This is a genomic window from Curtobacterium sp. NPDC092190, assembly GCF_044755625.1.
Taxonomy (GTDB): Bacteria; Actinomycetota; Actinomycetes; order Actinomycetales; family Microbacteriaceae; genus Curtobacterium.
Window position 1 is genome coordinate 650,022 of sequence record NZ_JBIVRJ010000001.1, and the last position, 14,566, is coordinate 664,587.

Consider the following 14,566-nt stretch of genomic DNA (forward strand, 5'->3'; position numbering starts at 1 on the left):
AGCCACCGTCGACGAGTTCCGCGAATGGAAGCGGACCGACGTCCTCACTGTGTCGCTCCGCGTCAAGTGGTGGTGGCGTCGCACACGCCGCAAGCTCCGCTGACCGGACCGGTCGCCGGTGGGCTAGACGCCGACCTCCTGGTACGCGGTGAACAGCAGGTGGTCCTCCGGACCCTCGAGGGTGGCGGGCTTGCCGACCCCGTCGAGGATGATGAAGCGCAGCATGCCCGCTCGTGCCTTCTTGTCGCGCCGCATCGTCGCGAGCAGGCCCTCCCAGCGACCGAGGCCGTAGGTCGTCGGCAGCTCCAGCGACTCGAGGATCGAGCGGTGCCGGTCGACGGTGGCGTCGTCCAGGTGGCCCGTCAACCGGGCGAGCTCCGCGGCGAACACCATGCCGACGGACACCGCCGCCCCGTGTCGCCACTGGTAGCGCTCGGCGTGCTCGATCGCGTGCCCGAGGGTGTGCCCGTAGTTGAGGATCTCCCGTCGACCCTGCTCGGTGAAGTCCTCCGACACCACCTCGGCCTTCAGCGCGATCGCGAGCTCGACCACGCGGCGGAACTCGGGCGTCGTCGGGTCGGTGACGCGGGCGACGTCGGCCTCGATGACGTCCAGGATCTCGGGGACGGCGATGAAGCCGGCCTTCACGATCTCGGCGAACCCGGTGAGCACGTCGTTCCTCGGCAGCGTCCGGACGAGGTCGAGGTCGGCGACCACCGCGCGCGGGTGGTGGAACGCCCCGACCAGGTTCTTGCCCTCGTTGGTGTTGATGCCGGTCTTGCCGCCGACGCTCGCGTCGACCAGCCCGAGCACGCTCGTCGGCATCGCCAGGAACGGCACCCCGCGGAGCCACGTCGCCGCGACGAACCCGGCGAGGTCGGTGACGGCTCCCCCGCCGAGCCCGATGACGGCGTCGGTCCGGGTGAAGTCCGCCTGTCCCATGACCTGCCAGCAGAACGCGGCGACCTCGACGCGCTTGGCGGCCTCGGCGTCCGGGACCTCGGCGATCAGTGCGTCGAGACCGGCCTCGACGAGGACGGCACGCAGCTCGTTCGCCCGCGCTCCCAGGGTCGGTGCGTGCACGATGAGCACCTTCGCCACGCGGGGTCCGAGCAGCGACGGGACCGAGCCGGACAGGTCGTTGCCGACCACGACGAGGGACCCGCCCTCGCCGCCGACCCGGATCTCGGTGGTGCCCTCGGGCAGGTTCGACGCGGTCACGGTGTCCCTCCGGTGGTGTGCTCCTGGTCGGAGCCGATGTGCTCCTCAGCGGAGTCGGTGCGCTCCTCGGCGGAGCCGGTGCGCTCCTCGCCGGAGCCGGTCTGCTGCTCGGTCACCCACGCGACGACGTCCCCGACGACGTGCGACATCGGGCGGCGCGACGTGTCGAACGTCGCGTGTGCGAGCTCGGCGTAGGTCGCCGCCCGCTCGTCGGCGATGGTCTGCCACGCGTCGATCCCGCCCTGCGCGAGGAGCGGCCGGTCGGTCCCCGCGATCCGGGCTGCGACGGCCTCGGGTGACACGGTGAGCAGCACGACCCGAGCGCCACGCAACGCAGCACGGGTGTCCGGGTGCGTCACGGCTCCCCCACCGACGGAGACCACACCGCCGGTCGCGACGGCTGCGCGCACGGCCTCGGCCTCGAGCGCGCGGAACGCCGGCTCACCGCGGTCGGCGAAGATCCCCGGGATCGGGCCGTGCTCCCGCGCGATCACGCGATCGGTGTCCGTGAACGGCACGCCCAGGGCCTTGGCGACGCGCTTGCCGACGCTCGACTTGCCGGCCCCCATCGGCCCGATCACGACGACCGGCGCACCGGTGCCCGCGGGACCGCCGGTGGTCGACGCGTCGGCGCCGCTCACCGGACGGTCGTGGGCTCGGCCGCGCGCGACTCGGCCCCGTCCGTCCGGCGGGTGCGCAGGGTCTCCGGCAGGGCCGCCAGGTACGCGTCGAGGTTGCGCTTCGTCTCGGTCAGGCTGTCGCCGCCGAACTTCTCGAGCACGGCATCGGCGAGCACGAGCGCGACCATGGCCTCGGCGACGACGCCCGAGGCCGGCACCGCGCAGACGTCGCTGCGCTGGTGGTGGGCGGCCGCGTCCTCGCCGGTGGCGACGTCGATGGTGTGCAGGGCGTGCGGCACGGTCGCGATGGGCTTCATGCCCGCGCGGACGCGGAGCACCGTCCCGGTGGACATGCCACCCTCGGTCCCGCCGGCGCGGTCGCTCGTCCGGACGATCTCGCCGTCCTCGCGGTACAGCTCGTCGTGCGCCTCGGACCCACGGCGTCCCGCGGTGGCGAACCCGTCGCCGACCTCGACGCCCTTGATCGCCTGGATGCCCATGATCGCCGCGGCGAGTCGTGCGTCGAGACGACGGTCCCAGTGCACGTGGGAGCCGAGCCCCGGCGGGACGCCGTAGAACAGGACCTCGACGACCCCGCCGAGGGTGTCGCCGTCCTTCTTCGCCGCCTCGACCTCGGTGACCATCCGCGCGGAGGTCTCCGGGTCGGCACAGCGGAGCTGGTCCTCGTCCAGGCGGTCGACGTCGTCGGGCAGGGGCAGCGGCGTGCCGTCGGGCACGCGGACGGTGCCGACCTGCAGGGTGTGCGCGATCGAGCGGATGCCGAGCTCGGCCAGGAAGGACTTCGCGACCGCGCCGAGGGCGACCCGCGCCGCCGTCTCGCGAGCGGACGCGCGTTCGAGGATCGGTCGGGCCTCGTCGAACCCGTACTTCTGCATGCCGACCAGGTCGGCGTGTCCGGGACGCGGTCGGGTCAGGGGCGCGCTGCGACCACGGGACATCTCGGTCGACTCGGCCGGCTCGGGGCTCATGACCTCGACCCACTTGGGCCACTCGGTGTTGCCGATGCGGATGGCGATCGGGCTGCCGAGCGAGTACCCGTGGCGGACCCCGCCCGAGACGTGGAGCTCGTCCTGCTCGAACTTCATCCGCGACCCGCGCCCGTAGCCGAGCTTCCGACGCGCGAGGTCGGCGCGGATGGACTCGAACGACACCGGGACGCCCGCGGGCAGGCCCTCGAGCATCGCGATGAGTTCGGGTCCGTGGGACTCACCAGCGGTCAACCAACGAAGCATGTCGACCATCCTCCCACAGGGTCCGGTCGTGCGACGCGACCGGACCGCCGCGGGCCTACTGGTACTCGGGGTGTGCGCGGAGCCAGGCCTGGAACTGCTTCACGGCCACCTGGTGCTCCGCGTACGTGTCCGAGAAGACGGTCTCACCCGTGTCGAGGTCGACCGTCACGAAGTAGAGCCACTTCCCGTCGGCCATGTTCGTGACGGCCTTGATGGCCAGGTCGCCGGGGTTCGAGATCGGTGCCGGGGGCAGACCCTTGTGCACGTAGGTGTTGTACGCGTTGCCCGCGTCCGCTCGCTCCTCGTCGGTCGTGGTCACCTTGTGCGTGTTGCCCGTCCCGTAGGCGACGGTCGCGTCCGACTGCAGCGCCATGTCGATGTCGAGCCGGTTCTGGAACACCCGCGCGACCTTCGGGTAGTCGGCAGCCAGGCCGGCCTCCTTCTGCACGAGCGAGGCGAAGACGACGACCCGCTCCTGGTCACCCTCGGCCACGCCGGCGGCGGCCAGGTGCTCCTTCATCGTATCGACCATCGACTGGAAGTACTGCTTCGCGGTCCACCCGGGGTTGATCGGGTACGTCGCCGGGAAGAGCCATCCCTCGAGCGTCGTCACGCCGGACGGGAGCCCGTACGCCTGCACGTCCTTCGCCGCTGCACTGACCTCGGCCTCGGTCAGCCCCGCCTTCGAGACCATCCCCGCCTCTATGTCCTGCAGCGCGGTCCCCTCGGGGATCACGATCGAGGCCTGGACGCGGTTGTCGGAGTCCTTGAGTGCGTCGAGCGCGGCCTTCGAGCTCATCTCCTTCTTGAGCTCGTACGAGCCCGGCTGGAACGAGACGTCCGGTGAGGTCAACAGCAGCTTGTAGAACACCTTCGAGCTCTTCACGACACCGCTGCGCTGCAGGGTCTTCGCGACGTCCTCGCCGATGTCGCCCTGCTTGATGGTCACGGTGACCTTGCTCGTCCCGTCGCCGGTGTAGTCGTCAGGCTCGCTGGACCCGCCGATCGCACTGAGCACCTGCTGCACCTTGGGTGCGGCGAAGGCGTACGCGCCGACGCCGCCGCCCAGGACGAGGGCGACGATCACGATGCCCGCCACGAGCGGGCCACGTCGCCGCTTCGGCCGCGGTTCGCGTGGCGGCCGGGAGGCTCCCCCGCCTCCGGCACCACGCCCACGTCCGCCTCCGGTACCGCCGGTTCCCCGGTCGGCTCCGGCAGGCCCGCCCGCGGCGGCAGCGGAACCGTCGACGACGCCCGCGTCACGCCCGGCCCGGTCCGGCCCGGCCTCGGCCCGCGCCGCACGCACCGCCTGCGCATCGGGCGCCCGGAGCTCCCCCGTCAGGAGTGCCCGGACGTCCGGGTGGAGCTCGTCGTCCGACCGCGCGACCGGGGCGTCCGCCGGCGATGCCGGTCGCGTCGCCGCCGTCGAGGGCTGCGACGCCGGGTCCTGGTCCGCCGGACGACGACCGTCGGTGTCCTCCGCCGGCGCCCGCCGCGCCCGCTCGGACTCGGCTGCCTCGGCAGCACGCGCCTCACGACGGGACATCGGTCGGTCGGGCTCGGCGTCGGGGTCGGTGGGGCGACGTCGCCGCCCTGCGTCGTCACCGGGCGCGATGATCGCGTCCCAGTCCAGGTCGTCTGCCAAGGGATCCTCGGTCTCTCGGGTCGGGGGCTCCACCTGGGCCCCGTCGGTCCGGGAACGACGGTCTCCCGACCCGTCCCGGGGCCGGTCGGTCAGGGGAGCGTTGCGCCGGGAGCGGCGCTGGACGCACGCTCGTGGTCGAGCGCGTGTTGCAGGATGATAACAGCGGCCGCTTGGTCGATCACGGCGCGGGACTTCTTGGTGTTCTTCCCGGCCTGGTGCAGACCGCGCTGCGCCGTCACCGTCGAGAGCCGTTCGTCGACCAGCCGTACGGTCCGGTGCTCGGCCAGCCGCTCCGCGAAGCCCCTGGCATCGGCGGTCGACGGGGTGTCGTCACCCGACATCGAGAGCGGCAGCCCCACGACGATCTCGAGCACGTCGTACTCGTCGGCCAGTTCGACGATCCGGCGCACGTCGGTCGCCTGGGCCCGGGGCACCGTCTCGACCGGGGTGGCCAGCAGGCCGTCGCGGTCGCAGACCGCGACGCCGATGCGGGCCTTGCCGACGTCGACGCCGAGCCGGCGGCCCGGACGCACCGGCACGATCAGCCCGCCAGTCGTGCGGTCACGGCGCGCAGCGCCGCGGGCAGCGCCGCCGCATCGGTGCCACCGCCCTGGGCGAGGTCGGGCTTGCCGCCGCCACCGCCGCCGAGGACACCGGCTGCCTCCTTGGCGAGGGGACCCGCCTGCATGCCGGCCGACCGCGCCGCGTCGTTCGTCGCGACGATCACCACGGGCTTGCCGCTGATCACGGCACCGAGCACCACGACCGCGGCACCGTCCCCGAGCTGACCGCGCACGCCCGTCGCGAGGGCACGCAGGTCGTCCCCGGACTGCAGGCCGTCGACCGTCTCGGCGACCACGGTGACCGCGCCGACCGTCTCGGCCCGGCGTGCGATCGACGGCACCCGCTGCTGCAGGTTGGCGGACTCGAACTCGGCGATCCGCTTCTGGGCGGTGCGCAGGTCCTCCATCAGGCCCTGCACGCGGGTCGGCAGGTCCTCACGGGGAGCCTTCAGCGCACTCGAGAGCTGCGACACGATCGTCCGCTCGACGGCCAGGTCGCGGAAGCCCTCGAGTCCGACGAGGGCCTCGACGCGACGGTTGGTCGAGCCGACGCTCGACTCGCCGACCAGGTTGACGAGGCCGACCTGCGCGCTGGAGGCGACGTGGGTGCCACCGCAGAGCTCGCGCGACCACGGACCACCGATGTCGACCATGCGGACCTCGGCGCCGTACTTCTCGCCGAACAGCGCCTGCGCACCGAGCGCCTTGGCCTCGTCGAGCGGCAGCACGCGCGTCTGCACCGCGAGGTCCGAGCGGATCGCCGCGTTCACGACCTCCTCGATCTCCGAGCGGGTGGCACCGGAGACCGGCTGCGACCAGGAGAAGTCGAGGCGCATGTAGCCCGACTTGTTGTACGAGCCGGCCTGCAGGGCCTCCGGTCCGAGCACGTCGCGCAGCGCCGCGTTGACCAGGTGCGTCGCCGAGTGCGCCTGGGTCGCGCCGCGGCGGTACTCGCCGTCGACGACCGTCGTGGCGGCGTCACCGACGCCGACCTCGCCGGAGCGGACCTGCACGGTGTGGCTCCAGAGCCCGGCGACCGGGCGCTGCACGTCGAGCACCTCGAGGTCGAAGCCGTTGCCGACGATCGACCCCTGGTCGGCGTCCTGACCGCCGGACTCGGCGTACAGGGACGTCTCACCGAGGATCACCTCGGCGATGTCACCGGCGACGGCGCGGTCGACGCTGACGCCGCCCACGATGATGCCGAGCACGGCGGACTCGGCCTCGAGCGCGTCGTAGCCCAGGAAGACCGTCTCGCCCTTCGCGCGGAAGGCGCTGTAGACACTGAGGTCGGCGAGGGCGGTCTTCTTGCTCTTCGCGTCGGCCTTGGCGCGGGCACGCTGCTCCGACATCAGGGTCTCGAACGCCCCGCGGTCGACCCGGACGCCGGCCTCGTCCGCCATCTCCATCGTCAGGTCGATCGGGAAGCCGAACGTGTCGTGGAGGAGGAATGCGGTGTCGCCGCCGATCGAGGGGGCACCGTCCTGCTTCGCGCGCTCGACCGCGACGTCGAGGATCGTGGTGCCCTGCGCCAGCGTGCGGAGGAACGTCTCCTCCTCCGCGTAGGCGATCCGAGCGATCCGGTCGTAGTCACCGGCGACCTCCGGGTAGGCCTCGCGCATGGCGTCGCGCGACGCCGGGAAGAGCTGCGGGAAGGTCGCACCCTCGACGCCGAGCAGGCGCATGGCGCGCACCGTGCGGCGGAGCAGACGGCGGAGGATGTACCCGCGGCCCTCGTTCGACGGGGTGACGCCGTCCGCGATGAGCATGAGCGACGATCGGACGTGGTCGGCGATGACCCGCATCCGGACGTCGTCCTCGTGCACGGCGCCGTACTGACGGCCCGAGATCGCTGCGGCGCGGTCCAGCACCGGACGCACCTGGTCGATCTCGTACATGTTGTCGACGCCCTGCTTGATGAAGGCGACGCGCTCGAGCCCCATGCCCGTGTCGATGTTCTTGTTCGGCAGTTCGCCGGTGATCGTGAAGTCGTACTTCGACCGGACGTCGGCGATCTGGTACTGCATGAACACCAGGTTCCAGATCTCGACGTAGCGGTCGTCGTCGGTCGCCGGGCCTCCGTCGATGCCGTACTCCGGGCCGCGGTCGAAGAAGATCTCGGAGCACGGGCCGGCGGGTCCGGGCTGCCCGGTCGACCAGTAGTTGGTGTCCTTGCCGAGGCGCTGGATCCGGTCGTCCGGCAGCGACGAGTGCTGCTTCCAGAAGGCGATCGCCTCGTCGTCGTCCTCGTAGACCGTGACCCACAGGTCGTCGGCCGAGAACCCGAGGCCGCCGTCCGACTCCGGCGTCGTCAGGAACTGCCAGGCGTACTGGATCGCCTGCTCCTTGAAGTAGTCCCCGAAGGAGAAGTTGCCGTTCATCTGGAAGAACGTGCCGTGCCGAGGGGTCTTGCCGACCTCCTCGATGTCGTTGGTCCGGATGCACTTCTGCACGCTCGTCGCGCGCGGGTACGGTGCGGGGACCAACCCGGTCAGGTACGGGATGAACGGGACCATGCCGGCGACCGTGAAGAGCAGCGACGGGTCGTCCGAGACGAGCGACGCGGACGGGACGACGGTGTGTCCGCGGTCGCCGAAGAACTGGAGCCAACGGCGGCGGATCTCTGCGGTCTGCATGGTGCTTCCTGATTCAGGTCGGCGGAGGGTGCGTGGGAGCTGAGGCGCGGTGACGCTCAGGCGTCGGTGCGGAGTTCGGCCTCGCGGGAGCGGTACCCGTCGGCGACGGCGTCGGTGAACGCCTTCGTCCTGGCGTTCACGTCCGCGAAGAGGCGGGCGCCGCCGGGTGTGTTCGCGATCCGGTGCGCGGCGGCGAAGCCGATGACGACGCCGACGGCGACGAAGAACAGCTGCTTCACGGTGCCTCTCCTTCTCCCTCTCGCGCACGCGAGCGGTGCGTGCCCGAACGAGTGTAGTGGCGTGGGACGGCCGGGACGCCGAACGGCGGGCCGTCCTCCTGAGAGGACGACCCGCCGTTCGGGCGTGATCCGTGGATCAGCGAGCTGCGTAGTACTCGACGACGAGCTGCACTTCACAGGTCACGGGGACCTCGGCGCGCTTCGGGCGACGGACCAGGCGGGCCTGGAGCTTCTCGATCTCGACCTCGAGGTAGCCCGGGACCTTCGGCAGGACCTCGAGGTGACCACCGGCAGCGGCGACCTGGAGGGGCTCGAGGGACTCGGAGCGCTGCTTGACGTGGATCATCTGGCCCTCCTTCACGCGGAAGGAGGGACGGTCGACGAGCTTGCCGTCGACCAGGATGTGACGGTGCACGATCAGCTGGCGCGCCTGCGCGGTGGTGCGGGCGAAGCCGGCACGCAGCACGAGGGCGTCGAGGCGCTGCTCGAGGAGCTCGACCAGGTTCTCACCGGTCAGGCCCTTCGTCTTGCGGGCCTCTTCGAAGACGATGCGGAGCTGCTTCTCGCGGATGCCGTACTGGGCGCGCAGACGCTGCTTCTCACGGAGGCGGACGGCGTAGTCGCTGTCCGCACGACGGCGGGTACGGCCGTGCTCACCGGGGCCGTAGGGGCGCTTCTCGAGGTAGCGGGCCGCCTTCGGCGTCAGCGGGATGCCGAGCGCGCGCGAGAGGCGGGTCTTGCTGCGGGTGCGTGACTTGGTAGACACAGGGTCCTTTTCTCTGTCTGAACTGAATGACTCGCCGGACACGGCACGCACTCGTGCGCGCGGTCCCGGCGACGGGATCCAGAGGGATGAGCCTGTGGGATCGGACGGCTACAGTCCGAACCTCTGTCCCCGTCCCGCCGGAGCGGGACTCTGTCCTCGGCGCAGCCGCACGCGAGGACCAGGACGTAGGCCCGTCAACGATAGCAGCATCGAGAGGCCCGGAGAAGCACCGGGCGTCACTCGCCGCGGGTGATCTTCCGGAGTCGCTCGAGCCGGGGCCCGACCTCACGCTCGTACCCGTTGCCGGTCGGCGTGTAGTACTCCGTGCCCTCGAGGGCGTCGGGCAGGTACTGCTGCCGGGCGACCCCGTGCTCGGCGTCGTGCGAGTAGACGTAGCCCTTGCCGTGCCCGAGCCGCTTCGCGCCGGGGTAGTGCGCGTCGCGCAGGTGCGCCGGGACGACGCCCATCCGCCCGGCCTTGACGTCCGCCACCGCCGCGTTCACGCCGTTGTAGGACGCGTTCGACTTCGGGGCCGTCGCCAGGTAGACCACGGCCTCGGCCAGCGGGATGCGCCCCTCGGGCATCCCGATGAGCTGCACCGCCTGCGCGGCCGCGACGGCGATCGGCAGGGCCTGCGGGTCCGCCATGCCGATGTCCTCGGACGCCGAGATGATGATGCGCCGTGCGATGAACCGCGGATCCTCGCCGGCCTCGATCATCCGTGCGAGGTAGTGCAGCGCGGCGTCGACGTCGCTCCCCCGTACCGACTTGATGAAGGCGCTGATGACGTCGTAGTGCTCGTCGCCCTGTCGGTCGTACCGCAGCAGGGCACGGTCCACCGCGGCGGCCACCGTGTCGGCGTCGACCAGCGGCACCGTCTCGACGTCGTCGAGGGCGACGTCGAGGGCGACGTCGTCGCGCGGTTCGTCCTCGTCGTCGTCCGCATCGCCGGTGCGCGCCGCGATCGCGGAGGACGCGGCGGCCTCGAGCGCGGTGAGGGCCCGACGCGCGTCGCCGGAGGACAGCCGGACGATCGCCGAACGAGCGTCGTCCCCGAGGACGACCGAGCCGCCCAGGCCCCTCGGGTCCTCGACCGCCCGGTCCACGAGCATGCCGAGGTCCTCGTCCGTGAGCGGCTTGAGGGTGAGCAACAGGGAACGGGAGAGCAGCGGGGAGATCACGGAGAACGAGGGGTTCTCGGTCGTCGCGGCGATGAGGATGACCCACCCGTTCTCGACACCGGGCAGCAGCGCGTCCTGCTGGGCCTTGCTGAAGCGGTGGATCTCGTCGAGGAACAGCACGGTGGTCGAGCCGTACAGGTCGCGGTGCGTGAGGGCCTTCTCCATGACCTCGCGCACGTCCTTCACGCCGGCCGTCACGGCCGAGAGCTCCACGAACTCGCGACCGGACTGCCGCGCGATCGCCTGTGCCAGGGTCGTCTTGCCGGTGCCGGGCGGACCCCAGAGGATCACCGACACCCCGCCGGGGTTCTCACGCGTCCCGGTGGCGAGCTGCACCAGCGGACTGCCCCGCCCGAGCAGGTGCTGCTGCCCCGCGACCTCGTCCAGGCTCGTCGGACGCATCCGCACCGCCAGCGGGACGGACCCCTGAGCCAACCCGGCGCGACCACCCGTCGTGGGCGCGCGCATGCCCGATCGATCCGCTGCCATGCTCCGATGGTAGGCCGGACCGCCGACGTGCTGCGTGCCTCCAGGCCGGGCGTCCCCCTCGGTCCGCTACGCTCGTCGGCACAGTCGACGAGAGGTCCGATCAGCACCGTGGCACCGAAGAACCAGGCGCGCGACAACCGCGAGGCGCGTGAGCGGCTCCGTCTGTACCAGGCCCGACAGGGCCTGCACGACCGGCAGCGACGCCGGAGGGTGCGGGACAACGTCGTCGGCGCGGGTGTGCTCGTGCTCGTGGCGGCGCTCGCCACCGGGTCGCAGCTCGCCTTCGCGGGATCGCGGGCCGGCGATGCACCGGACGCGAGCGCGAGTGCCACGTCCACCCCGACCCCGTCGGCGAGTGCGACGGCCGGCAACACCGGGAAGGTGCCGAGCAAGGGCATCGCTGACGGGGCGACCTGGACCGGCACGCTGACGCTGAACAAGGACGTCGAGCTCGGCATCGAGCTCGACGGCGCGGCCGCTCCGCAGGCGGCGAGCGTGGAGATCGACCTCATCCGGAAGCAGTTCTACGAGGGCACCACCTGCCACCGCTTGGCCGACAGCGCCGACTTCCGGTTCCTGCAGTGCGGCTCGGCGAACGGCGACGGCACGGGTGACGCCGGGTTCCAGTACGGCCCGCTCGAGAACGTCCCGAGCGACGGCCGCTACGCCGAGGGCACGCTGGCGATCGCGCGCGGCGCGTCGCCGTACTCGCAGTCCACGCAGTTCTTCATCGTCTACGGCGACACGACGCTCGACGGCTCGACGGGCGGCTACACCGTGGTGGGCGAGGTCACGAGCGGGCTCGGCGACCTGGAGCGCGAGATCACCTCGAAGGGCATCGCGTCGACGGGGTCCGACGGCACCGGCGAGCCGGAGGTCGCCACGACGATCACCGGCGCGACCATCCGGAAGGACGGCTGACCGGACCGGGTCGCCACGGACCCGGGTCCGCGGTCGTCCACAGCCCGCACGTCCCACTGGCCCCCGCGCCCCTCCGGTGCAATAGGCTGACGACCTGACCGTGCCGACGGGGACGTCGGTGATGCACGACCACGATCGAGGCGAGACCTGTGGGACCTGACGAAGCAACGACCTGGGGCCGGGTCGACGAGAACGGGACGGTGTACGTCCGGTACGACGACAGCGAGAAGGCTGTCGGCGAGTACCCGGACGCCACCCCGGACGAGGCCCTCGCGTACTTCGCGCGCAAGTACGCCGACCTCGAGGGGCAGGTGAAGATCGCCGAGCAGCGCGTCCAGCGTGGCGCCTCGGCGAACGACGTCGCCCGGACCGTCGAGCACCTGCGCACGCAGGTCGCCGAGGCCAGGGTCGTCGGCGACCTGAAGTCGCTCGAGAACCGTGTCGCGAGCCTGTCGGAGCAGGTGGGGTCGCTCACCAAGGAGCAGCAGGCACAGGCGCAGCAGGCGCTCACGGACGCGCTCGCGTACCGCGCGTCCCTGGTCGAGGAGGCCGAGTCGCTCGCCGCCGTCGACCCGGCCCGCGCGCAGTGGAAGCAGATCACCGCGCAGCTCGACGACGTGTTCGCCCGCTGGCAGCAGCACCAGCACGACGGTCCGCGCCTGCCGAAGAACGACGCGAACGACCTCTGGAAGCGCTTCCGTGCCGCCCGCTCGACGGTCGACCAGCACCGCCGTGCCTTCTACTCGGAGCTCGACGCGCAGCACCGCGACGCGCGGAACCGCAAGCAGGAGCTCGTGCAGCAGGCCGAGGCGCTCGCGACCCGCGGGACGGACGGCATCCCGGCCTACCGCGAGCTGCTCGACGACTGGAAGCGGGCCGGGCGCGCCGGCAAGCGCCACGACGACGCACTCTGGGCACGGTTCAAGGCAGCCGGCGACGTGCTGTTCGAGCAGCGCCACGCCGAGGCCGCCGTCGAGAACGAGGAGTTCAGCGCGAACCTCGTCGCGAAGCAGGCCCTGCTGACCGAGGCCGAGCCGCTGCTGCAGCAGACCGACCGCGTCGCCGCACGCCGGACCCTGACGGACATCCAGCGCCGGTGGGACGAGATCGGCAAGGTCCCCCGCGGCGACGTCCGCCGGATCGAGGACCGCCTGCGCGCGGTCGAGGACCACGTCCGGAGCCTCGAGGACGAGCACTGGAAGGCCTCGGACCCGGAGCGCAAGGCGCGACAGTCCGGCCTCGCCAGTCAGCTCGAGGACGCCATCGGCAAGCTCCAGGCCGAGCTCGAGGCCGCACAGGCCTCCGGGGACGCACGCAAGATCACGGCGGCGCAAGAGGCCCTCGACGCCCGCAAGATCTGGCTCGACGCCCTCGGGAGCTGATCAGCACCGCGCAGGACGCCCCGTGACCGTTGATCGGTCGCGGGGCGTCGCTGCGAGCTGCGAGCTGCGAGCTGCGAGCCGAGTCTCGGGCTGAGCGACGGTGCTCGTGCTCGGACGCGCGAGACGTGTCGCTCAGGCCGAGACTCGCCCTCGGTTGGCCGAGACTCGCCCCTGGCCGGCCGAGACTCGCGCGGGGCAGGCCGAGACCCGCGCGGGCGCGCCGAGCCCGGCGTCAGACCGGCGCGGGCAGTCCGAGCAACAGCCGGATGTCGAGGTCGTCCTGCCGCATCTGGGCCGCGAGCTCGTCCATCGACGAGAACGCGACCATGCCGCGGACGAACGACACGAACAGCACCGAGATGGTGTCCCCGTACAGGTCGATGTCGACGTCGAGCAGGTGCGCCTCGATCTGCTTCGCCGGGACGCCCTGGAACGTCGGGTTGTTGCCGACGGACACCGCCGCCGGGTACACCGTGCCCTCGTGCAGCACGCGGGCCGCGTAGACGCCGTCGGCCGGGACGAAGCCCTCGCACGCAGGATCGAGGTTCGCCGTCGGGTACCCCATGGCCCGACCACGCTGGTTCCCGTGCACCACCGTGCTCCGGACCGCGTGCTCCCGCCCGAGCAGACGGGCAGCCTCGGCCACACGTCCGTCACCGAGCAGCTCGCGGATCCAGGTGGACGAGACGCGTCGCTCGTCAGCGGGGCGCACGTCGTCGCGCAGGTCGACGTCGTCGATGAGCTCGACGCGGAAGCCGTGCTGCTCCCCCAGTCGACGCAGGAGCGCGACGTCGCCGGCACCGCGGGCGCCGAACCGGAAGTCGCTGCCGACGAACACGAGCTCGGCGTGCAGGGTGCCGACGAGGATCTCGGAGACGAACGCCTCGGGTGCCTGCGACTGCAGGTCCTGGTCGAAGCGCAGCAGGAGCATGGCGTCGACCCCGATGCCCTCGAGGAGCTCGCGGCGCTGCGGGGTGCTCGTCAGCGCCGGCGGAACCCGGTCGGGGTCGATGACGCTGAGCGGGTGGCGGTCGAAGGTCACCACGGTGGACACCAGCCCGCGCTCACGGGCGGCGCGCTCGAGGTGCGCGATCACCGCCCGGTGTCCGACGTGGACGCCGTCGAACTTGCCGATGGTGACCGCACTCGGTCCGAAGCCCTGCGCCACGTCGGCGACGTCGTCGTAGTACTGCACGTCGATCCCTACTCGCCGACCGTCGCCGACGCGGCAGCGGGTCCGGCGACGGCGGTGCGGTGGTGCTTGCGGAGCCACCAGAGCCCGGCGATCGGGAGCACGAGCGGTGCGAAGAGGTAGCCGAGGCCGTAGTACGACCACACGGTGTCGTCCGGGAAGAGCTGACGGTCGAGGAGCGACAGGGTGCCGACGACCAGCACGCCGGCCATCTCGAACCCGATGGTCACGCAGGCGACGCGGTACCAGGCACGGCCGGGGGCGATGAGCGCGATCATCGCCACGATGTAGACGACGGCGGCGACGGCGCTCAGCGTGTAGGCGAACGGCGCGAAGGAGAACTTCTCTATGATCTGGACGACGCTGCGCCCGGTCGCCGCGAGGGCGAGGATGCCGTACACGGCGATGAGGACGCGGCCGATGCCGGTCGCGAGGGAGGATCTGTTCGCCACGGCGAC

General features: G+C 71.8%; 13 protein-coding genes. 2 read left to right on the forward strand and 11 right to left on the reverse strand.

All coding sequences use genetic code 11. From position 1 onward, the window contains the following. Nucleotides 1–123: 123 nt before the first annotated feature. From aroB to ACIQFY_RS03065, 9 genes are all read right to left on the reverse strand, one after another. On the reverse strand, nt 124–1,221 hold the full coding sequence (gene aroB, locus ACIQFY_RS03025; protein ID WP_200884091.1) for a 3-dehydroquinate synthase: 1,098 nt from the start codon (nt 1,219–1,221) through the stop codon (nt 124–126). Next, nucleotides 1,218–1,862, reverse strand: a complete 645-nt coding sequence (locus tag ACIQFY_RS03030) for a shikimate kinase (protein WP_400338207.1) — start codon at nt 1,860–1,862, stop codon at nt 1,218–1,220. Before ACIQFY_RS03030 ends, aroB begins: the two co-directional genes overlap by 4 nt. Further along, a complete protein-coding gene (gene aroC / locus ACIQFY_RS03035; protein ID WP_400338208.1) occupies nt 1,859–3,094 on the reverse strand; it encodes a chorismate synthase in 1,236 nt (411 codons plus the stop codon). Before aroC ends, ACIQFY_RS03030 begins: the two co-directional genes overlap by 4 nt. A 55-nt stretch (nt 3,095–3,149) precedes the next feature. Beyond that, complete coding sequence (gene mltG / locus ACIQFY_RS03040; protein ID WP_400338210.1) at nt 3,150–4,739, reverse strand: endolytic transglycosylase MltG; 1,590 nt, start codon at nt 4,737–4,739, stop codon at nt 3,150–3,152. Nucleotides 4,740–4,828: 89 nt separating this feature from the next. After that, entirely contained in the window at nt 4,829–5,272 is a 444-nt protein-coding gene (gene ruvX / locus ACIQFY_RS03045) for a Holliday junction resolvase RuvX (protein ID WP_066658313.1), read from the reverse strand. Nucleotides 5,273–5,280: 8 nt separating this feature from the next. Then, complete coding sequence (gene alaS / locus ACIQFY_RS03050; RefSeq protein ID WP_209682437.1) at nt 5,281–7,938, reverse strand: alanine--tRNA ligase; 2,658 nt, start codon at nt 7,936–7,938, stop codon at nt 5,281–5,283. A 56-nt stretch (nt 7,939–7,994) separates the two neighbouring features. Then, nucleotides 7,995–8,177, reverse strand: a complete 183-nt coding sequence (locus tag ACIQFY_RS03055) for a hypothetical protein (protein WP_066654557.1) — start codon at nt 8,175–8,177, stop codon at nt 7,995–7,997. A gap of 136 nt (nt 8,178–8,313) precedes the next feature. Next, entirely contained in the window at nt 8,314–8,943 is a 630-nt protein-coding gene (rpsD, locus tag ACIQFY_RS03060; protein ID WP_066654559.1) for a 30S ribosomal protein S4, read from the reverse strand. A gap of 236 nt (nt 8,944–9,179) precedes the next feature. Continuing rightward, the gene (locus ACIQFY_RS03065) at nt 9,180–10,592 is read right to left on the reverse strand and encodes a replication-associated recombination protein A (protein WP_081984889.1); all 1,413 of its coding nucleotides are present in this window, start codon (nt 10,590–10,592) and stop codon (nt 9,180–9,182) included. 129 nt (nt 10,593–10,721) lie between these two features. Between ACIQFY_RS03065 and ACIQFY_RS03070 the strand changes: the two genes are divergently transcribed. Together ACIQFY_RS03070 and ACIQFY_RS03075 are read left to right on the forward strand one after the other, a co-directional pair. Continuing rightward, nucleotides 10,722–11,534, forward strand: a complete 813-nt coding sequence (locus tag ACIQFY_RS03070) for a peptidylprolyl isomerase (protein ID WP_400338213.1) — start codon at nt 10,722–10,724, stop codon at nt 11,532–11,534. Between the two features lie 149 nt (nt 11,535–11,683). Then, nucleotides 11,684–12,916, forward strand: a complete 1,233-nt coding sequence (locus tag ACIQFY_RS03075; protein ID WP_200884092.1) for a DUF349 domain-containing protein — start codon at nt 11,684–11,686, stop codon at nt 12,914–12,916. A gap of 232 nt (nt 12,917–13,148) precedes the next feature. Here ACIQFY_RS03075 and ACIQFY_RS03080 read toward each other — a convergent pair whose 3' ends face one another. Together ACIQFY_RS03080 and ACIQFY_RS03085 are read right to left on the reverse strand one after the other, a co-directional pair. Continuing rightward, the gene (locus ACIQFY_RS03080) at nt 13,149–14,111 is read right to left on the reverse strand and encodes a bifunctional riboflavin kinase/FAD synthetase (protein WP_066654563.1); all 963 of its coding nucleotides are present in this window, start codon (nt 14,109–14,111) and stop codon (nt 13,149–13,151) included. 8 nt (nt 14,112–14,119) lie between these two features. Beyond that, entirely contained in the window at nt 14,120–14,560 is a 441-nt protein-coding gene (locus tag ACIQFY_RS03085; RefSeq protein ID WP_066654565.1) for a hypothetical protein, read from the reverse strand. Nucleotides 14,561–14,566: the final 6 nt, after the last annotated feature.